Source organism: Nostoc sp., from assembly GCF_036916975.1.
Lineage (GTDB): Bacteria > Cyanobacteriota > Cyanobacteriia > Cyanobacteriales > Nostocaceae > Nostoc.
This window is the reverse complement of record NZ_JBALFF010000057.1, coordinates 40,675-63,593: the sequence shown is the minus strand read 5'-3', so window position 1 is coordinate 63,593 and position 22,919 is coordinate 40,675. Positions and strand designations below refer to the sequence as shown.

11 protein-coding genes are annotated in these 22,919 nt (G+C 38.1%); 5 read left to right on the top strand and 6 right to left on the bottom strand.

Annotated elements, in window-relative coordinates:
• Positions 1 to 570: 570 nt before the first annotated feature.
• Positions 571 to 2,013, top strand: a complete 1,443-nt coding sequence (locus V7K73_RS13575; RefSeq protein ID WP_334880726.1) for a right-handed parallel beta-helix repeat-containing protein — start codon at positions 571 to 573, stop codon at positions 2,011 to 2,013.
• 564 nt (positions 2,014 to 2,577) lie between these two features.
• Here V7K73_RS13575 and V7K73_RS13570 read toward each other — a convergent pair.
• The 4 genes from V7K73_RS13570 to V7K73_RS13555 form a co-directional block, all read right to left on the bottom strand.
• Positions 2,578 to 4,797: a GumC family protein gene (locus V7K73_RS13570; protein WP_334880725.1), complete on the bottom strand. Its 2,220-nt coding sequence runs from the start codon at positions 4,795 to 4,797 to the stop codon at positions 2,578 to 2,580.
• Between the two features lie 505 nt (positions 4,798 to 5,302).
• Positions 5,303 to 6,532 (bottom strand): O-antigen ligase family protein, encoded by a 1,230-nt coding sequence (locus tag V7K73_RS13565; RefSeq protein ID WP_334880723.1) that lies wholly within the window; start codon positions 6,530 to 6,532, stop codon positions 5,303 to 5,305.
• 157 nt (positions 6,533 to 6,689) lie between these two features.
• Positions 6,690 to 7,787, bottom strand: coding sequence for a glycosyltransferase family 4 protein (locus V7K73_RS13560; RefSeq protein WP_334880721.1), 1,098 nt, complete (start codon positions 7,785 to 7,787; stop codon positions 6,690 to 6,692).
• 628 nt (positions 7,788 to 8,415) lie between these two features.
• Positions 8,416 to 9,858 carry a sugar transferase gene (locus V7K73_RS13555; protein WP_334880720.1) on the bottom strand — a complete coding sequence of 481 codons (1,443 nt, stop codon included), beginning with the start codon at positions 9,856 to 9,858 and terminating at the stop codon, positions 8,416 to 8,418.
• A 1,269-nt stretch (positions 9,859 to 11,127) separates the two neighbouring features.
• On the opposite strand from V7K73_RS13555, the gene V7K73_RS13550 reads away from it, so the two are divergent.
• The 3 genes from V7K73_RS13550 (at position 11,128) to V7K73_RS13540 (ending at position 16,722) form a co-directional block, all read left to right on the top strand.
• Positions 11,128 to 13,803 carry a non-ribosomal peptide synthetase gene (locus V7K73_RS13550; protein WP_334880718.1) on the top strand — a complete coding sequence of 892 codons (2,676 nt, stop codon included), beginning with the start codon at positions 11,128 to 11,130 and terminating at the stop codon, positions 13,801 to 13,803.
• Between the two features lie 290 nt (positions 13,804 to 14,093).
• Positions 14,094 to 15,275 (top strand): aldo/keto reductase, encoded by a 1,182-nt coding sequence (locus V7K73_RS13545; RefSeq protein ID WP_334880716.1) that lies wholly within the window; start codon positions 14,094 to 14,096, stop codon positions 15,273 to 15,275.
• 79 nt (positions 15,276 to 15,354) lie between these two features.
• Complete coding sequence (locus V7K73_RS13540; protein ID WP_334880714.1) at positions 15,355 to 16,722, top strand: DNA cytosine methyltransferase; 1,368 nt, start codon at positions 15,355 to 15,357, stop codon at positions 16,720 to 16,722.
• Position 16,723: 1 nt separating this feature from the next.
• On the opposite strand, the gene V7K73_RS13535 is transcribed toward V7K73_RS13540, so the two are convergent.
• Both V7K73_RS13535 and V7K73_RS13530 read right to left on the bottom strand, forming a co-directional pair.
• Positions 16,724 to 17,551 (bottom strand): TdeIII family type II restriction endonuclease, encoded by an 828-nt coding sequence (locus V7K73_RS13535; protein WP_334880712.1) that lies wholly within the window; start codon positions 17,549 to 17,551, stop codon positions 16,724 to 16,726.
• Between the two features lie 168 nt (positions 17,552 to 17,719).
• Complete coding sequence (locus tag V7K73_RS13530; RefSeq protein WP_334880710.1) at positions 17,720 to 19,048, bottom strand: hemolysin family protein; 1,329 nt, start codon at positions 19,046 to 19,048, stop codon at positions 17,720 to 17,722.
• Between the two features lie 237 nt (positions 19,049 to 19,285).
• On the opposite strand from V7K73_RS13530, the gene mfd reads away from it, so the two are divergent.
• A complete protein-coding gene (gene mfd / locus V7K73_RS13525) occupies positions 19,286 to 22,891 on the top strand; it encodes a transcription-repair coupling factor (RefSeq protein ID WP_334880708.1) in 3,606 nt (1,201 codons plus the stop codon).
• Positions 22,892 to 22,919: the final 28 nt, after the last annotated feature.

Genomic DNA, 22,919 nt, shown 5'->3' with positions numbered 1-22,919 from the left:
AAAATTGTATTTTATATCCTAATTTTAATATCTTTTTAAGTAGTATTACTTGCTTACAAATATTATAGACCTAAAGTTTTCACCGAAAATTTTTAATCTGCTATTGATACGCTTTTTCAAACTTTGTTTTAGTTACCTAATATTTAATGAGAATGATAATACTTTAAAAGATATAGGCGTAAAAACCATGATATATTGCTTATAAACTCCTTACTGATTATTATTATCATAAGAATTATTTAACTAAATTAACTAATTGATGACATATATAGTATCTTAACCACAGATATCCCGTATACACAGTACAATAATGTCGAATTGGAAATGACGCCATTTGTACACTTGCTTGGTGTCCATTAATGAAGTAGCGCTGGATACTGAATCATTTTCCTTCAGTACTTTTACTATATAGTTGCTATTTTTTGGAAGACAAGCTAAAAAGGCTTTTTAGCCATATTTACGTGGTAATTCTCAGGTTAACACCTGAGAAACGGTGTATAAACTTACAAATGGCAGTTACACGACTGTAACCAATACTGAGTTACTGACTAAGGCTAGAGTTACTGACCGTTGACAAATCAGTTTTTGCAACATACCCTATTTTTCCCTATGATGATTCATGGTTTAGGTTTTCTCAGTTTGAGCGCATCTCTTATACTTCCCTGGGCATTAACAGGTGTGGTTCAAGGACAGAGAATCACAAAGTCTTTTGTTAAAGATGTTCATCAGTCATCCACCGATCAAGAAATGCCACTACCAAGCCGCAAGCTGATCAGTGAGGTTCCAACTGCGACAAAATATTATGTTAGTGGTAAAGGAAACGATAAAAATAGCGGACGCACTACCTCATCTGCCTTTAGGACAATTCAAAGGGCGGCAGACCTGACTAACCCTGGAGACACGGTACTTATTATGGACGGGGTATACAAGAATGCATATCCAACTGGAACGGTAGTAGATATTAAACGCTCTGGAAGGGCAAAGGCATGGATTAGGTATAAAGCATATCCTGGACATAGACCGAAACTTCAGCACAATGGATGGCATGGAATTTGGATTTCCAATGGAGCATCATATATTGAAATTAACGGGTTGGAGGTTGCAGGGAACAATGGCAATATGACCCGTCGTTATGGAGTAAGTCAGAAGTATAACCAATCAAACCCACTGACCAATGGAAATTGCATCAGCATAGATGGAACACAAAATGGTCACACCCACCATATACGAATTCTCAACAACAAGGTACATGATTGTGGAGGCGGAGGCATTTCAGCGACTGAATCAGACTATGTAACAATAGAGAATAACGAGGTGTTCAATAATGCCTGGTACTCAGTTTACGGCTGTAGTGGCATTTCGCTGCTCAACAATTGGAATTCTGACAACAACCAAAACTATAAGATGTTTGTGACCAGAAACAGGGTTTACAACAATCAAATGCTCGTTCCCTGGATGCGTAATGGCAAGATCCAAGACGGTAATGGCATTATTATTGATCGCGCAATGAATAAGCAAAAGGGATCAAGATTGAGTCCGTATCGAGGGCGTACTTTGATTGCCGACAACATCACATATAAAAATGGTGGTGGTGGCATTCATACATTTCAAAGTGAGAATATCGATATTGTCTACAACACTAGTTATCTGAATAACCAAAGTCCGGAAATTGCATACGGGCAAATCTCGGTTAATGATTCAAATAATATCAACGTTCTCAATAACATCCTTTATTCTGAGCGTGGGAAACCGATAAACGGGAGATGGGGTGGTAGCAACATTAGGTTTGACTACAACCTCAACGCGAATAGTTCCTCGATAAGTGCTTCTGGACCTAGTGATATTATTGCAGATTCACAGTTTATGAATGCCTCGGATGGTGATTTTAGGCTGAAGTGGGCTAGTCCAGCAATCAATAGTGGTATGAAGTTCAATAGTGTGAAAACCGATTTTCTAGGCGACCCTCGTGTGAAGGGTTCACGATCCGATAGAGGGGCATACGAAATGCGGTAGTAGTTAAAAGTATGGAATTGAGTTGTATGGCCAAATCCTAATTTATCCAGCGTTTTTGTCTACAACTCATTTTTATAACACACTGTTCGCTCATTTATTAGGAACTAAGAAAAAGTGTGGTGGTAAATAATCAAAGTTTCAGCGTTTGCGAAGATAGGTAATATGTATATCAGGCTACACTAAGGCATAAGTAATTACCTGCTAAAGCTAGCTGTTGCTTCAAGCAAAAGGTAGTTCTTGAAAGGGACACTTAGTAGGGGGAAATGACCCCATCAAGAACTGCTGTGAATGAGAGCGTAGCATGGGTCTAAGGTCTAAATCCCCCATTTCTCTACCAGTGGTGCTTCTACCCCTTACGCACAGATAACGGAAAACGAACCACAGAGGATGCAGAGGTCACGGAGAAATGAGAGTTTAAGAGGGTTTTTGCGTAAGCCCTAAAAAATTCAAAATAAAATGGGCGAACTGTAGGTTTTAACCTACATTCCCCATTTCAAACTCTCACATGAATTAGGATCATGTTTTATTAATATGTATTGCAGTAGTTCCTAACCTTTGAAAGTTTTATTTGTTTGCAAGTTTCTGAAACTCTTTTGCCAACTTTGTTGGTTTAAAATATTCATGATCGTGATATAGATAACTACTAGATTCATTTTTATCAATGATTCCATTCACGACTAAGCCTAGTACATTGTAATTAGATCTTTCTAACATCTCTTGAGCAGCGTTAGCACTGTTAGAATCGATTACCCCAGGTCGAGCTACTAACAAAATACCGTCAGTCATTTGGCTTAAAGTCAAAGCATCGGCTGCCAAAAGCAGGGGAGGAGCATCAATAATTACAAAATCATAATTATGTTGAGATGAGAAATTTTCAATTAATGATGCCATCCGTTTCGAGTCAAGCAAAGCAAGTGGGTTGGGAGGTCTAACTCCGGCAGTTAAGACATCAAGATTATCCATTACCCTAGATACAGTAACGTCAAATTCAGCCTGACCTACAAGAACTTCACTTAAACCAACTGCATTGGTTAGCTGCCAAAGATGATGCTGAGAAGGAACTCGCATATCTGCATCAATTAATAAAACTTTACGCCCTAGTTGAGCGATCGCTGCTGCTAAATTAGCTGAAACTGTAGACTTGCCTTCTTTAGGAACTGCGCTAGTTACCACGATAGTTTTCAGCACTTTATCTGAACTCAGGAATTTCAGATTTGCTTGAATCATTCGGTACATTTCGCTAGTTAAAGAGTAAGGCGTATCTCTGACAGCAATTTTTTCTTCTACATTTGAATAACGGGAGCGAACCTTTTTAACAGACAAAGGAACAATTCCTAGCAATGTATATCTAAATACATCTCGGACTTCCTTAAGTGTTTTCAAAGATCTATCTCTCATGCTTAGTAAGAGAACACTTGTAGTAGCCAAAAATAAACCGAACATCACTCCTAGCAATAGAACAATAATTTTTTTGCCTATTGATGGCTTATCTGGCACTAAAGCCGGAACAATAATCCGCGAACTGGCTGTATTGGTATTCTCAACTAACTGTAATTCTTGAACCTTTTTCAAAAGAGTTTGATATGTCGATTCTGCAACTTCGACTTTCCGTTCTAATTCCCGCTGATTTTGTGCTAATTGAGGTATCAGTTTTACTCGCTGCTCGTAAGCAGAACGGGAATTATTTAGAGAGGAGAGTCTTTTAGCTAAACCAAAGCGCTGTATTTCTGATTGCAGAAAATTTTGGATCAGGTTTTGCCTAAGTTCTCCAATCTGCAATAGGCTCTGCGGAATTGGTGTTTGATTACCAACAGTCTGACCAACTTGCTGTTGCAAGAGGGATTTTAAGCTAGCTCTCTTTGCTTCTAAGTTAATAATTACGGGGTTGTTATCTAGAAAACGGCTACGTTCAACCGCTAGCTGTCGATCGGTATCTTGAAGTTGTGTAAGAACTCCCTGTACTGCTGGCGACTGACTGAGGGCACTCACAGCGATCGCTTCCTGAGAATTTAGCTCTACTTTGTGGCGCAGTTCATTGGTTTGGGCGTTTACCTCATCCAGTTGAGCCTTAACAGTATTCATCTCATTGTCTAGATTTCCAATAGTTGCAACGGCTGACCTTGTCTCCTCTGATAAATCTGCTATCTGATGCTTCTGTTTAAATATACGTAGCGCTACTTCTGCATTATTAACAGCCTCTTGAGTTTTAGGAAGCTGCTTGGCAATAAATTGACGAGTTGCTGCTGCCTCAGAGCGATTTGTCAAAATATCATTTTCTAAATAAAGATTCATGATTGTGTTGACCACTGCCGCTGATTGTTCGGGGTCATGGCTGCTATACCTAATTCCCAATACATCTGTGCCGTTAACAACCTTCATAATTACGGCTTTCCGTAGTTGGTCTACCTTTATGGGTTTACCTTCTTCGTCTTTAAGCCCTAGTTTGTCTATTGTTCGCTGCAATAGAGTAGGTGAAGAAATAACTTCTATTTGAGTGTTTATAGGATTTTGAGTTGCTAGCAGGGATTTTAAATCTCCTGCATCTCCTCCTTCAGTGTTAGTAGGCAAAAGATTGGAGCCTACTACTTTAAAAGAAGGAATTCTAAATAACAGTTTTCCTTCAGCTTCATAGGATGGCTTCATAAATTGTGTAGCTATAACACTGAGCATAACAGTAGCTGCAAATATCGCAGTTGCAGGTAGCCACCATCGTTTTAATATCAATAAGTAACGACTAAGGTCTAAATCGATAGATTCTCTAGATTCCATAGATTTTTCTGACATAAATCTTCAAAAGTACAGGTTTTAAGCAAGAAACTAAAAATTCCCTTACTTAGAGAATGCACAAACCACTGCGACAAGACTGATGCGATTTGACAATATGACAATAGTATAGACTATATTAAGTTACAAATTTAGTTCCTTCCGAAATTTAAAGTAACTACTAACTTTGCCAAATTTTATCAGCAGCCTCTAACAGTTTTGGAGCTTGATATTGCCACTCAAGGATCTTCTCCATTTTGCGTTGCTCCTGGGGTGCTATCTCAGAAGATAATCAATTTCAGCCATGACAGTTTCTCATAACCGTAAATAACACTCTGCTGGACTAAGCTAGAACTTAATATGATAATCTTGAGACTATTAGTTCGACACATTAGCTGTAATTTTTGAATGTTTGGTCTCTTTTTGATTAATACATGATCGAAAGAATCACAAGTTAAAGTTTGATTGATTTTACCAGATTCAAAACGCTCCCACTTTCTTTTAATATCGAGTAAACCTATTGATTTTATTTTGACAAATTTGTACGTATAGAAACTTTGCTTGATAATATTGCCGATACATAAAGTATCCATTCCAGGCTATTTTGCTCTAATAATGTAGTTTCGGTTAGATTTGAAAGAATAATATAGGTAAGATAGACTAAAAGCCATAAATTTTCAGATGTCTGATTCCACCGGATTAAATATAGTCCTCTTAATAAATTAATAACGAACCCAATTAGAAAAATCAAAACTCCTAATAGACCCAATGCTAGCCATAGATCCAAAAAACCATTGTGAGCATTAGGAGCATTCCATTCTACGGTTTGTACAATAATAGAAGACTCACCGTTCTCTGTCCAGAATGCTCCATAGCCATATCCTAGCCACGGTTTTTTTGCAATCATCTGCAACACAGCAGGCCATAATTCTGCACGTCCAGTGAGTGTTGTGTCCTTACCTACTGAGCCAAGAATTGTATCAGCATTGGAGAGAAACCATGTATAAAAAGCGATAGCAAATGTTAACACAAACGTTACAACAGGTATCATTATTTTATACTTTAAGTTTAAAATTCGATAATATATAAGAAAAGCACCTGTAATGATTATAAAATTACCTACAGATGTTGTTGATTTTGATAGTATTACAAGTAATCCAGAAGTAATATAGCCAACCCATAAAACCAAGCGATTTTTTTGAGTAGTCATGGCAAGGAAGAAAAATACTGCTCCACTAAGTACAAATCTCTTGCCAAGAACATTCTTCGTTTGGAATATTCCTCGCCAAGTATTTCCATCAATACCGCCTGACAAACCATATTTGGGTATCAATATAACAAATACAAAACACATTACTGCTGAAATGCCAAGCATGTATGCACATAACTTCAGTTGCTGGTTTATGGTGTATCGTGAAGCTAAATAAAGTCCAAAGATACTTGTTCCTGCCAAACCAATAGCGCGACGTAAAGTAATGCCTGCATCTAAAGACCAAAAACTAGAAAGTGCACAAACTCCAATCAATATCCAAATAAACTTATCTCTGCTAAAAACGTAAGTAACCTTCTTCCAGCGTAGAGCAATCAAGGAAAGGCTAACTATATATGTAAAAGTATAAAGGAGTCGAAATATAGTTCTATCACCCTCTTGTACAGTATAGCCATCTGTTAGAAAAGCATCTAGCGGAGTTCCTGAGTAGAGCATCAAGCAAGCGAATGTAAGTATTTGTTCACCAGAAATTAAAAATTTTCTCATTTTTTATTATATCTATCATCATGTATACATATATAAAATATATTAAGCGAGCCAGTCATTAGTCGTTGCTAGTATCAGTGGATTTTGGCAAATACTTTGTTTTTTAAATTTCTAATTATTATGTTCCTTAAATGCCAAAGTAATAAGTATAGTGCTTTTAATGCCTCGTTTTTATGGTTTTTTGATAGACTTCCACAGTTTGAGCGGCAATATTTGACCAATTTAAATCTTCCTGACAACGAGTTAGTGCCGCAGTTTGCATACGTTGTTGCAAGTCGCGATCGCTTAGTAAACAAATTATGGCATCAGCTAAGGATCGACTATCACAGGCAGGAACTAACAACCCATCTTTTTTATCCTGAACTATTTCACTTAATCCCCCTACCTCAGAGGCTATAACCGGTGTTCCCATTCCATAAGATAGGGCTGCCACACCACTTTGAGAAGCTTCTATGTATGGTAAAAGTGTTACTGTGCTGCGTTGAAATAGATTACTTACTTCTTCAAGGGGTATAAAGTCATTGATAATCTCGTAGCGTTTTTCATCATAGCCATCAGGGAAATATTGTTTAATGTTTTCTCCTTGTCCCGCAATAATCAGTTTCACTTCAGGCACACGTTCAGCAATTAAAGGCATAGCTTCAAGCAAATATTTTAATCCTTTATAAGGCCAGATGCGTCCAAAAAATAGCAATGTATTTGGCTCACGAGGCTGACTCTTGTGATTACTCCGACGCTGATACAAACTACCAAGTTCGCCATGCGGTATAATATTGACTCGCTCTTGAGGTAAATTAAATTGTTCAATTAAAATATTTTTTAGTGGATGAGTATGGACAATCAATTGTTGAGAACGGTAGAAAGCAATACGCCTAGTATACTCTGAACCGAATACAGCCATACTATCACCTGGGTGACGGAATATATCGTGGATAGTTGTCACCAAGGGTGGCATCTTGTTGAGTAACAATGTCCAATCGTACCAAGGATCGTTAGTTTCTTGCACATGTAAAACATCTGGCTGTATGTCTTTGATTATATGCATCATAGCGCCCATAGACAATATGTTACGCAGGTCGCGAATCCGTGGTTTTTTAAAGCTAATGACGCGGATACTAGGATCAATAACATTGATACAAACATCTGAGACTTTTTGCGGATGAATCAGTGTTAAATCAACATATTTAGCCAGACTGTTTGCTAATTCGATGGTATAGTCTTCAAAACCAAAATGTAATAACGCAATTTTAATCATAATCAAGATTATATTATCACCTACAATTATTTATTCAACAAATTTGGATGCCTTCCTGCTAGGATTTTATTTTAAAATTTTTTTTGCTCTATTAAAACTTTTATCCACAAAAAACCAAACCTGCCAAACGCACAAATTCTTAGATAAAACAGCAATAAATGGTAGTCAATATAAAGTACAAAATAACTTTTGTTTTGCCCTAATTACGAATCTAGGTAAAATTACAATACTTATTATTAACCGTCGCCCCATGATTGAGCATAAATCTGATGAAAATAAGCGAATATAAGTGAAATAAATAAACTGCCTAAAACCAAAACCTAGAATATTCATTAATAATGCCATTAAAGCTGCATCTATTAACTCACTCAATATTGCGAAAGAACTGGCACACCTCCCAAGATTTTTAATGTATTGGTAATAAGCATTACTTATAAATTTACATGTTTCTACCATTCCTAAATTAAATAATTAACCTTAATTCGCTTATATTGAATTGCCAATACCTATATATTTCACAAATTGAGTTTATTTAATGGCTAAAATACAGAAGCTTTAATGGAGACAGCAATAATTGTCTCAATCCTTATAATTAATTGCTGTCCGCTATAATTTTCTTTTTCTGACCTTAGTAGGCACCTTCTTTTTTCAAAACTACCATAACTGTTTTGAGGAGAATTTCAAAGTCTAACCCAAGCGACCAATTTTCGATGTAGTTAAGATCAAGATTTATTACTTGTTCAAAATCTAAAATATCAGACCGACCTGAGACTTGCCAAAGACCTGTAATCCCAGGTAAAACTTCATGCCGTATAAAATGATGTTCCGAAAACTTATCTACATCTCTAATAGGTAAAGGCCGAGGTCCTACTATGCTCATTTCTCCAAGGATAACGTTAAAAAGTTGAGGTAATTCGTCTAAACTGTAACGTCGAAGGAATTTTCCAACACGGGTAATACGAGGATCGTCTTTAATTTTAAAGATAATGCCATCTTTCGTTTCATTTAATGCTTCTAATTCTTTCTGGAATTTTTCTGCATCAGACCTCATAGTTCTGAATTTCCATACTTTAAACTGTTGCCCATGTAAACCTATACGGGTTTGTCTGTAAAATACTGTGCCCGGAGAGTCCAGTTTTATAGCTATAGCTATAGCTATATAAATAGGGAATGATAACATTATAAATAAAGTCGCAAAGCAAAAATCACAACTGCGTTTTATCCAAAAATCTTTCCCTGTAATTATCGGACAATCCAAACTCAGACAAGGCATTCCCCCTATTTTATTAAATTCTATGTTTTTATAAATTGGTTTTAGTTCCATCGGCAAAATATGTACTTGGATGCCAGATGCTTGAAATAACCAGCATAAAAACATTCTATTTTTTAGAGCATCCCAAGATATAAAAACTTCTGTTACACCTAATTCATTAAGTTGATTCAATGTTTTTTGACGTTGATATCTATCTAATGCATTAGCTTTAGCAGTTCCAGATACAATATAATGTTTTTCTTTTTTTATAAAGCTAGCTATCTGCTCATGGTCTTGAAGATCACAAATAATAAAGACAGAAGAACGAACTATTTTTTTCTGCTTACGCAGGTATTCAAGAGTAATATTTATTGCATATCTTCCCGTGCAAACAAATAATATACTTAGTACCCAAGATAATAATATTAATTTGGGGCGTGTAATATCGATAACTGGCTTATATAAAAGGCAAACTAGGAGTATTAACCCATGAGCAAAAGTTAGCGATTTTATAATATTGAGATAGTCATAGCGTTTTTGACCTTCTCGATAAATACCCTCGATAGCTAATGAGCCTATTTGAATCGCAATAGTTATTAAAATCGGCAAATAATGACTTTGTATATACGAAGGCAAATGCCCATAAGAGGATTCATATCCAGCTAAAACCCAAGCCAAGGATAAAAGAGTGTAGTCTACTAAAAACAATGTTGTTAATCTCAACCACCACGAACCCTTGCGTACCCTGGCAAATGAAGATGCACGTAAATCTAAAGGCACTTCATTGAATTTACTTGTTGTAATGCTTTGATTACTCATATAGAAATACTTGGTGTAGTTAAAATTTGATTGAGGCTTATATTAAGACAAGTAGAGTATCTCACATTTTTATTTTAAATAAACCTGGACTTTGTAGCCTACTATTAATCATTATCTTTTCACGAAATTTAAATTTTTGATCAAAAGCATCTTCCGAGGTCGGTTTTAGTGCGGTTACTACCCAAATACTTAGCTTTTGTTGCAGGGTAGAATCCAGTCTAGCCTGGAAATTTTGAGCTTTGATACCAAATAAAAGGATTTTTTGGTGAGTTAACTTAATAATTGAATAAAATCCCTGACATAAATAATCAAGTCGGTCAGGTACGAATATTAAGAAAGATTTTTAAGGTGCGTAACACTTGAACTGAGTTACTACAGTTCCATTGCAGATTTCGACTTCTATTTAGACAAGTATATCCTTTCGGAAATTACTGTAGCATGTTTAGCTAGAATAATTCAGCTTTGCTTAGAAGTTCTCTGTTTGTTTACGCATAATTACTGATTAACAAAACTTACACACATAAGATATAACAAAAAGCATCAAAAATTTGATTATCGTTACAAAACTTTACATAATTACTTCCTGTTGTGGTTGAGCTTGACTAAGTTTGATGGGCATCTCTTCAGAATTTGTCATAGAGTAATATCAGCAGTGTTTGATATGCGTGAGTCTTGTGATATCTGCATTATAGACATTTTTACTTAGTTAGAGAGAATCATTTTTTTAGCTTTACACTATTTTTACATTTGAATAAACATAATGAAGATTCGGTAATAATTATTGTTTTATTCAGCAAATTTTCGTAAAAAAAGATAAATTATTTTTAGTTATTGCATTTAAATCGTATATTTCCAGGAAAAAGCCAAAAAAATTATTTGTTAAATAAACCTAAGTCGGAAATTAAACTTCTCCCTGACTGGAACTCAACAATGCAGTCAGGGAAGTTTTAAATTTAAATGTATTTTAAAATTTTAGTTAAGAATAAAATATTTATTTAGTAAAAATTTGGTGATTATTTATGTTGAAGAAAAATCCATTAGCTAGAGTTTTTAGTATAATTATATTTGAGGATGTATATAATTATTAGCTTGAATATTGCAAATCAGAAACGGTTCGCGCACCAGCCTGCCCTTAAGCCTAGCTAGCTCTATATCCTGAGCGCATTCATTCATTAATATGCAGTTTCACAAATAATTTTGAATAAAAACATTTAGAATAAATAATAAATTAAAACAATGGCATTTTTTGATGGAGTTGATATATAGAAAATGCAGATAAATAGCCAGGCTCCAGAGTATAAGCAAAATATTCCGTTAAATACCTTAACTCACAGCATTGGTACTCAAGTTCTAGAGGGATGGAATGATACCCAAGTACTTGATCGGGATTTTTGCATCCATGAGATGTTTGAGATGCAAGTAGAGCGATCGCCCCAAGCAATTGCTGTAGTCTTTGAAGATATACAACTTACTTATCAGCAGTTAAACCAGCGAGCAAATCAACTAGCACACCACTTACGTACTTTGGGCGTTGGGCCTGAAGTTCTTGTAGGGATTTGCCTGGAGCGCTCCTTGGAGATGATCGTAGGAGTACTGGGTATTCTAAAAGCTGGAGGCGCTTATGTGCCTTTAGATCCGGCATATCCCCCAGAGCGTTTAGCCTTCATCTTATCAGATACCCAGACACCAGTGTTGTTGACCCAACAAAAATTGGTCAAGAACCTACCACCGCATCAGGCGCAAGTGGTTTGTCTAGACTCAAACTGGCAAGGTAACACCCAAAAAAGTCAAGAAAATCCTGTAAATCAAACGACGACTGATAACCTGATCTACGTAATTTACACATCTGGTTCTACAGGACAACCCAAGGGTGTAATGATCCCTCATCGTGGTATCTGCAATCAATTATACTGGCGGCAAACAACTTTTAGATTAACTCAAGCAGATAAAGTTTTACTGACTATTTCTTTTAGCTTCGACCCTTCAGTGTGGCAAATATTCTGGCCTTTGTGCTTCGGGGGGCAATTAATCATAGCTCGCCCTGGTGGACATCAAGACACTGCTTACCTTGTCAAGGTGATTACTGAACGGCAAATTACTGTCTTGGGCTTAGTACCTTCTATACTGCGTGTTTTACTGGAAGAGAAGGGAATTGAGAATTGCCGATTTCTTAGGCATGTTACCTGCGGTGGTGAAGCTTTACCTAGCGAACTCATAGAAAAATTCTTTGCCCAACTGAATTTGGACAATGTTTTCCATAATTGCTATGGTCCGACAGAAGCTTCTATTGATGCCACTCTGTGGACTTGTCAGCGCAGCACTAATTATAGCATTGCTCCAATTGGTCGCCCTATTGCTAATGCAGATATTTACATCCTTGATGAAAATTTGCAGCCTGTGCCTGTTGGTAAATCAGGTGAACTATACATTGGCGGGATTGGTCTAGCGCGAGGCTATTTTAACCGTCCTGAATTAACCACAGAGAAGTTCATTTTCCACCCTTTTAGTTCTAAAGTTGGCGCACGTCTTTACAAAACTGGGGATTTGGCGCGTTACTTGAGCGATGGTAATATCGAGTTCCTTGGCCGGATTGACCACCAAGTGAAAATACGTGGCTTCCGAATTGAATTAGGAGAAATTGAAGCTGTTCTTAGACAACACCCCTGTGTGAAAGAAGCTGTTGTCATCATTAGAGAAGAAGTTCACGGTGACAAAAGTCTTGTGGCTTATCTGACTCTGAACCAGGAACAGACAGTTAAGGTTGAGCAACTGCGTCGTTTCTTACAGGAGAAACTACCTATTTACATGATGCCTTCAGCTTTTGTGATATTGAAAGCTTTACCAATGACTCCTAACGGCAAAATAGATCGTCGTTCTCTGCCAGAACCTGCTCAAACCAGACAACAAGCAGAAGAAAGTTTTGCGGCTCCCAGCGATGAGACGGAACTCAAACTGGCAAGGATTTGGGAAAAAGTGCTAGGTATCAAGCCTATTGGGATCAAAGATAACTTTTTTGATTTAGGAGGCAACTCGTTGCTATCCATACGGGTATTTGCACAAGTCCAAAAAGCCTTTAAAAAAGATATGCCTTTGGCTATTCTTTATCAAAATCCGACTATTGAGCAACTAGCCATAATTCTTCGCAAATTAGAGTTTTCGCCGTCCTTGTCGTGTTTAGTACCAATTAAACCTAATGGTTCTAAACCACCTTTATTTTTGTGTCAAGGATTTAACTTATATCAGTCTCTAGTTCCTTATTTAGATTCAGAACAACCTGTTTATGCCCTAATATCACGGGATGGACAGGGAATGCCAATTAGATTCAATGGAATAGAGGAATTAGCATCGTGCTACATCAATGAAATAAGAACTCTCCAACCTGAAGGCCCTTATTTTTTAGGAGGTCATTCTTTTGGAGGAGTTATAGCATTTGAAATGGCTCAACAATTGTCATCACAAGGTCAAGACATAGCTTTACTAGCTTTGTTTGATTCTTATGTACCAGGTACAATGAAAAGAATGTCGATGTCCAAGAGTCTATCATACAACTTGAATCAATTTTTAAAAATTGGACCTAGCTATCTTTTAAAATATTTTCTAGAACGTGTGTCACAAAAATATGCCAATATAGCTCTAAAAAATGAATTTCTCAGAATTAAAAAACTCCAATATCTAGTCAGCCGAGCGGCATACTTCAAACTTGTAGAAGAATATGCAACCAAGTATATACCACAACTTTATTTGGGTCGTATAACCCTCTTTATGGCTAGTGATAGGCGTTTTCAGGATGAGCCTGAACTAAGTTGGACTAAATTGGCGGGTGGAGGATTGGAGATACATGAAATTCCTGGTGATCACCTTAGTATTTTTACAGAGCCTAGCATCCGGTTAATGGCTAAAAAATTAGAGCTTTCTATGAAGGCTTCAATTGATATTACAGAATAAAATCAAGTTATGGAACTCGAATACTGGTTGCAATCCAATAACCACAAAGCCTGGACAGTTTAGGCATCATCTAAAAATAACTTGTACAAGTTTTACCTGAAATCGCTTGTGATTCTAGTTTTCACCTAAAAAGTGTTCAAGTTATTTTACAGAATTACTTAATATGCAATGAATCTTGCTAGTGTCACAAGATTAAACAGATGTTGTTATTGTGGCAATGTACACTTTAATGGGTGTTGTTGTTAGATTTTAAGTTGGTAAGCAATCCACAATCTATCCACAATCTACTGATGCTATATAGACGATTTGGACGCACAGAATTACAAATGCCAGTGTTTTCCTGCGGTGGCATGAGATATCAGTTCAAATGGGAAGATATTCCCAATAATGAAATTCCTGTTGATAACCAGGCGAATCTCGAAGCGACTATTAGAAGGGCAGTTGAGGTTGGGATTAATCATATTGAAACTGCTCGTGGTTATGGCACTTCCGAAATGCAATTAGGGAGAATATTGCCTAAGTTTCCCCGTGAAAAGTTGATTGTTCAGACCAAAATACTCCTAAAGGCAGATGCGAAAGAATTCCGCAACACTTTTGAACAATCATTGCAAAATCTCCAGCTAGATTATGTTGACCTTTTAGGGTTGCACGGTATTAATAATGCTGAGTTATTAGACTACAGCATCCGTCCTGGTGGCTGTTTGTCAGTAGCGCAGCAGTTGCAAGCAGAGGGAAAAGTTAGATTTATTGGCTTTTCCACACACGGTTCAACAGATATGATTGTGCAGACAATTAATACCAATCAATTTGATTACGTAAACCTGCACTGGTACTACATTAATCAATGGAATTGGGCAGCAATTGAAGCAGCTAAACGCCACGATATGGGGGTGTTTATTATTAGCCCTTCTGATAAAGGAGGTTTATTGTATAAACCACCAGAAAGATTAGTAAATCTTTGCGCCCCTTTGAGTCCAATGGTGTTTAATGATTTGTTTTGTTTGAGTCATCAAGAGGTGCATACCCTAAGTTTGGGAGCAGCAAAACCAGAAGATTTTGATGAACACCTGAAGACTTTAGAATTAATAGATGGGGCATCAGAAATTTTGCCACCAATTTTAGCAAGGTTAGAGTCAGAAGCGATCGCTACTTTGGGAGAAGATTGGGTAAAATCTTGGGAAACAAATCTACCAACCTTTGAGGAAACCCCTGGTGAGGTAAATATTCGGGTAATTTTGTGGCTGTGGAATCTAGCGATCGCCTACGATCTGGTAGAGTATGCCAAAATGCGTTATAACCTGCTTGGTAATGCCAGCCATTGGTTTCCCGGCAACAAAGCCCAGAGCCTAGACGAATTAGACTTGCGCCAATGTCTCGCCCGTAATCCCCACGCCGATAAAATCCCCCAAATTTTGGCACAAGCCCATCAGATGTTGGCGGGTGCAGAGGTAAAACGATTATCTCAGAGTTGAGGGTTAGAAACTTAGTATATTTGATGATATACTAAGTCGCTACATTCCAAGAGTTAGTTAATCAAGTTGGCTAACAAAAATGAAATCTGTATTTTCACAAAATCCAAAACAAATAGAATTACCTCTACAGTTAGTAAGTTATCAAAATAAATTTGCTTTCATCGATCTATTTGCTGGTATTGGTGGGTTTAGAATTGCTTTACAAAAACTAGGCGGTCAATGCTTAGGCTATTCTGAAATAGATAAACAAGCTATAAAAATTTATCAACAAAATTTTATCAGCTACTTAAATAAAGATGAAATTGAATTAGGAGATATAACAAAAATAAGTGAGCTTCCCTCTGATGTTGACATAGTAGTTGGTGGTGTTCCGTGTCAACCTTGGTCTGTCGCAGGTCGTTTAAAGGGATTTGAAGACAAGCGAGGAAGATTATGGTTTGATGTAATTCGACTAGTCAATAAAAATAAACCTAAAGCTTTTATATTTGAAAATGTTAGTGGATTAGCAAGCCCGAAAAATATAGATAATTTAGAAATAATTGTACATGAATTAGAAAGCATAGGATATTGTGTTAAATGGAAAGTCCTCAATGCTTATGATTTTGGTTTACCTCAAAATAGAGATAGAGTTTTTATTGTTGGAATTAGAAATAATCTAGAAAAATGCCAAGAGTATAAATTTCCTATTCCTTTGAATATTCATCCAAAAGTTTACGACATATTGGATGATATTAAATCTGCAAAACTTATTGAAAAAGTGAAGTTAGATCGGCATACCTTATTTAAAGGTATGATTCCACCATCCAGAACTAGATTTCAAAAAGATGATGAATTAAATGATTTCTTTATTTTTTCTGATTTAAGAAATGGACATACAACAATTCACTCTTGGGATATTATAGAAACTACTGATAGAGAAAAAATGATTTGCTTAACTCTTCTAAAACATAGAAGAAGTAAAAAATATGGAGAGAAAGATGGTAATCCTTTATCTTTTGATAATTTTAAACAAATAATATGTGATATAGAGATAAATGAATTAAATGAACTAGTTCAAAAAGGAATATTCCGATTAACTGCTGATAATAAATATGAATTTGTTAATTCTAAAAACATGACAGGTATTAATGATATTTATAGAATTATTTTACCTACTGCTGATATTGTGCCAACTTTAACCGCTACTGGTGCTAAAGACTATATAGCAACAGTATCAATTCATGCTAGCAATCCAGATGAGTATAAAAATATTTTTTTAGAAAAAATTTATAGACAGAAAAATTTTATCCCAATCATGGCAAAACACGCTTGTAAATTACAAGGGTTTCCGAAAAATTTTGAATATCACCAAAAAGATGATGTTGCTAGAAAACAGTTTGGTAATGCTGTTCCTGTACCTGTTGTTGAGTATGTAGCTAAAGAATTACTAAGTATTATTGATATTTAAACTAATTTTGGTAAAAAATATCACTAAATTCTGCGGCAAAGTTTTCTTGTCCTAACTCAACAAAAAGTGCCTTTAATTGCTCAAATGTATTTTCAGTTCCAGAACAAAAATCCAAAAATTCATTTTCAACCCATATATCTTGAGCGATATCTAGAGGAGAACTAGATAACTTACCTTTTTGCTTTTCATACCAAGATTTTGAAAAAGGATTAAAAGGAATAGCAATACGAGCTTTTAACTTAGCATTTGGATCTTTAGCAAGTCGATAAGCATACCACTTAGCAAGTCGATAAGCATACCACTGTAGCATTTGTTTGTTAAACTTTTGAAAATCAGCTAGATTTGGCTGTGCAGTTTTTATATCAAAAAGATATTCAATTCCGTCCTTAGACAAATGAATATCAACTCCAGTTCCCGGTGGAGGAGATTTATAGATGTAGCCGGCGATGTCTTGGGGATTGGTTTTTGCCGCAGCGTTTGTTAGCCTGTCTATACATTCCTCTGTTGAAACTCTCCTGTTATTAGGCTTATTTTCACGTTCAGAAACTAATTTCTCCAATTCATTCTGCAAAACTTCAGGAAAGGGAGTTGGAACTAATATTTTCTCTCTGATAATTTTAAATCCATTAATTTCAGCTAATGTTTTAGATATAGGTTCCCAAAAAGTTTTTCCTAGACTTGTTTCTAATCCACCTATTAGAGAACGTATTCGTCTTTCCTTAGGAAAAATATCATCTAAATATTTGGTAATTTTTGACTGCTTTATTCTTAAAAAATTTTCTAATTGAAATCTTAAGATTTTCCTTGATTCTTTCTTTAAGATAGTCATCCATAATTCAAATGTTTGATGTTGGTTAGGGCGGGCAAGATAAGATACCCAACCGACAACATGGTAGGGTAAATTACGGCTTTAGGCTAACACACCAAGTGATATTGGGCATAGTGCATGGAAAATATAAACAATCAATTCCCAATGCCCTATCCCCAATGCCCAATGCTAATCAAATTTTTTCGGATCTGCTGATTTATTTGCCTTTGGTACGATTAGCACCTTATCAACGCGGTTTCCATCCATATCCATCACTTCAATTCGCATACCTTGCCATTCAAAATGGTCTGCTGCGGCAGGAATGCGACCTAAATGGGTGATGACAAAACCACCTAAGGTTTGATAACTGCCGCTTTCTTCGGATTTCCACTCTTCCATACCGAAAAGTTCCAAAAACTCTTCTACAGGCAACATCCCATCCAAAAGCCAGGAACCATCTTCGCGTTGCACGGCTTGTGGTTGATCCTGTCCATCTGTTGAAGGAACATCACCTACGATTTCGCTCATAATGTCGTTGAGAGTGACTAATCCTTGAATCACGCCATATTCATCGACTACTAGCGCCATGTGAGTGATCGTTTGCTTGAATAATTCCAAAACTTTCAAACCACGGGTGCTTTCTGGCACGAATACGGGCTGTCGCAATCCCAGTGTTAAGTCTAGTGCTTCTCCTCGAAAATTCCTGGCTAATAAGTCGGTAACCGGCATAACACCCAGCACATTGTCAAGTCCTCCTTGACAAACTGGATACCGAGAATAGGCACTATCAATCATTTTTTGGCGATTTTCTTCGGCACTGTCATCCAAGTCTAGCCAGACAATATCAGGACGGGGTGTCATTAAGTAGCTGACAGCGCGATCGCCTAAACGAAAAACTCGCTCCACCATGTCCTGTTCAGCTTCCTCAAAGGTTCCCGCTTCAGTGCCTTGCTCAATCAAGATTTTAATTTCTTCTTCGGTGACTTGCGGCTCGGTAGAAGCTGTAATTCCCAGCACTCGCAGGATCAAATCTGTAGAAGCGCTTAAGAGAAAGACCACTGGAGAAGCGATCGCCGCCAAGGCTTGCATAGGAATCGCTACAATCGATGCAATCCTTTCTGGGTTGTTTAATGCCAAACGCTTCGGTACCAATTCGCCAACAATCAGTGACAAATAGGTAATGATCAAAACCACTATTCCAAAAGATAGGGGTTCACTATAAGGTGCTAACAAAGGCACAAGTTTTACATAGACTGCCACTCGGCTGGCAATTGTTGCTCCTCCAAAAGCACCAGTCAGGATACCAATCAGGGAAATACCTACTTGGACGGTTGACAGAAAATGATTTGGAGACTCAGCTAGTTTCAATGCTGCCTTTGCCTTGGCATCTCCTTGATTAGCAAGCTGTTGTAGCCTAACTTTCCGGGCTGAGACAATCGCCATCTCAGACATAGAAAACACGCCGTTGGCAATAATTAGCACCAAAATGATTAAAATTTCAAAATTTATGGAGGACATGTTTAAAATTGCCACTTATCACGAACGTAGCTCAGTACCTAGTATCTAGTATTAAAGGTGCTTCTATAAATGCTTTTACTGTACACAAAGTAATAGTTATACTTCTTAAGTTTATTAGTCGCCGTAAATTATTCTTCCACCGAAAGAATAAGAAGGCTGTTAACACTTTTAAAATAGTTGAGATAAACTGCCTCAAAATTTTCTGATCCACAAAGACTCCCACCGCTAGTAGTACTTATGTCATTTTCTTCTATTGTGCGTGCCTTAGCGCGATCGCCGCTCACCACTGAATTTATTTCTAAGCTAAACCGACAACAAGAATTGCGGTTAAATGGCGTTGCTCGACTACCCAAGGGTTTGGTGGCTTCGGCATTGGCGCAGGCTACTGGCAAGGATTTGTTTGTAGTTTGCGCCACTCTCGAAGAAGCTGGACGCGTTTATGCACAACTGGAGGCAATGGGATGGCAAACAGTACATTTTTACCCCACCTCCGAGGCTTCTCCCTACGAACCTTTTGACCCGGAAACTGAGATGAGTTGGGGGCAAATGCAGGTATTGGCAGATTTGCTCAAAAAGAGGCAGTGCGGTCTTGGGGTCTTCCCAAGTGAAGCAACTGCCGTTCAAGAGTCATTAGAAACAAACCAAGGACAAAGGACAAATGACAAAGAACAAATGACAAATTTAGCAATTGTAGCGACTCTTGGGGCGCTGCAACCCCACTTACCACCACCACAAGCTTTTGGGCAATTTTGTCTTACTTTGAAGCGGGGGATGGAATTAGACTTGAATGCCTTCAGTGAGAAAATAACTATTTTGGGGTACGAACGAGTACCTCTGGTGGAAACAGAAGGACAGTGGAGCCGACGGGGCGATATTGTTGATGTGTATCCAGTTTCATCTGAGTTTCCAGTCCGCCTGGAATGGTTTGGTGATGAAATTGAGCAAATGCGGGAATTTGACCCAGCAACCCAACGTTCCGCCCTCGACAAAGTTGATCAGTTAATTCTTACCCCTACTAGTTTTGCTCCCATCGTCATGGCGGCCCTGAAGAATAGTTATGAGTTAGGAGTTAGGAGTTATGAGTTAAATTCTGAGTCAGAACTTTGTACTGAGAAATCATCACTCTTGGAGGGTAGTCGTCGCTTTTTGGGGTTGGCTTTCGAGCAACCAGCATCTCTGCTAGACTACTTAGGAGAAAATACGCTGATTGCTATTGATGAGCCAGAACAGTGTCATGCTCATAGCGATCGCTGGGTAGAAAATGCCGAGGAACAATGGGGAATAGGGAATAGGGAGTTGGGAATAGGGAATGGGGAAGAATCTATCCCCACTCGTCTAATATTGCCGAAGATTCACCGTTCTTTTGATGATTGTTTGGCTGATGTTGCCAGGTTTAAAACATTATATTTATCGGAACTGTCAGAGGAAAATGATGGGATTAATCTTGCCAGCCGACCTGTTCCAGTTACGCCGCACCAGTTTGCTAAACTAGCTGAAACCATCCGCCAAGAACGCGATCGCCATTTCTCGATCTGGTTACTTTCTGCTCAACCTTCGCGTTCTGTCTCGCTGTTGCAAGAACATGATTGTCCGGCTCAGTTTATCCCAAATCCCCGCGACTATCAAGCGATTGATAAACTCAAAATTAACCATACTCCCATAGCCCTAAAATATTCTGGTCTTGCGGAACTAGAAGGTTTTATCCTGCCTACATATCGAATAGTAATTGTTACAGATCGGGAATTTTTTGGGCAGCATTCTTTGGCGACTCCCGGCTATATCCGCAAGCGCCACAAAGCTACTTCTAAACAAGTTGATGCGAATAAACTGCGTCCTGGCGATTATGTGGTTCACAGAAATCATGGTGTTGGTAAATTTGTCAAGCTGGAAAGTTTAACGATTAATAACGAAACCCGTGATTATTTGGTGGTGCAGTATGCTGATGGGTTATTAAGAGTTGCAGCCGAGCAAGTAGGTGCTTTATCGAGGTTCCGCGCCGGAGGTGATAAAGCACCCGAACTCAACAGGATGACCGGTAAAGCTTGGGAAAATACGAAGAATAAAGTCCGCAAAGCGATCAGAAAATTGGCGGTGGATTTGTTGAAACTGTATGCAGCGCGATCGCAACAACAAGGTTTTAGCTATCCAAGTGATATGCCTTGGCAGGAGGAATTAGAAGATTCTTTCCCCTACCAACCGACAACGGATCAACTCAAAGCTGTTCAAGATGTAAAACGCGACATGGAAAGCGATCGCCCAATGGATCGCTTAGTTTGTGGCGATGTCGGTTTCGGGAAGACGGAAGTGGCGATTCGTGCTATTTTCAAAGCAGTCACCGCCGGTAAACAAGTGGCACTCCTTGCGCCAACCACTATTTTAACACAGCAGCATTACCATACACTCAAAGAACGTTTTGCTCCGTACCCCGTAAATGTCGGTTTACTCAACCGTTTTCGTTCGGCTGAAGAACGCCGCGATATTCAAAAGCGCTTGGCAACGGGTGAATTAGATGTAGTTGTTGGTACACAGCAACTTTTGGGTAAAGGTGTGATCTTCCGGGATTTAGGATTGTTGGTAGTAGATGAAGAACAGCGATTTGGGGTAAACCAGAAGGAGAAAATTAAAAGCCTGAAAACTCAGGTTGACGTGCTTACCCTCTCCGCGACTCCCATTCCCCGGACTTTGTATATGTCCTTGTCAGGAATTCGGGAAATGAGTTTGATTACTACACCACCGCCAACTAGACGCGCGATTAAAACCCATCTGTCACCGATTAATTCTGAAAGTATCCGCACTGCAATTCGTCAAGAATTAGACAGAGGTGGACAGGTATTTTATGTAGTCCCACGGGTGGATGGAATTGAAGAGACAACAGCCAATTTACGAGAAGTGTTACCGGGAGCTAGGTTTGCGATCGCTCACGGTCAAATGGATGAAAGCGAGTTAGAATCAACCATGCTCACCTTCAGTAATGGTGACGCAGACATCCTCGTTTGTACGACAATTATTGAATCTGGCTTAGATATTCCGCGAGTCAACACCATTTTAATTGAAGATGCTCACCGCTTTGGATTAGCTCAACTGTATCAATTACGCGGTCGTGTGGGACGTGCAGGGATTCAAGCTCATGCTTGGTTATTTTATCCCAAACAGCGAACTTTATCTGACGCAGCCCGGCAACGATTACGAGCAATTCAAGAATTTACTCAGTTAGGTTCTGGATATCAACTAGCGATGCGCGACATGGAAATCAGGGGTGTAGGTAACTTGCTAGGTGCAGAACAATCTGGTCAAATGGACGCGATCGGGTTTGATTTATACATGGAAATGTTGGAAGAAGCAATTCGGGAAATTCGAGGACAAGAAATTCCGAAAGTGGAGGATACACAGATTGACCTCAACCTGACGGCATTTATTCCAGCAGATTATATTACCGATTTGGATCAAAAGATGAGTGCTTATCGGGCGGTGGCTACAGCTAAATCTAAATCAGAATTAAAGCAGATTGCAGCCGAGTGGAGCGATCGCTATGGTAGTTTACCAGTACCTGCAAATCAACTTTTGCGAGTTATGGAACTCAAACAGCTAGCGAAAAAACTCGGATTTAGTCGGATAAAACCAGAACAAAAGCAGCACATCGTTTTAGAAACACCGATGGAGGAACCCGCTTGGAATTTATTAGCGGCGAATTTACCCGAAAATCTGAAGACGCGCTTTGTCTATTCTCCTGGGAAAGTGACGGTGCGCGGATTAGGAGTTTTTAAAGCAGATCAACAATTGCAAAATTTGATTGATGCTTTCGGGAGAATGCAAGGTGCGATTCCAGAGGCAGCTGTTGTTTGATCAGTTTTGCTTAAGTTTCTATCAATTT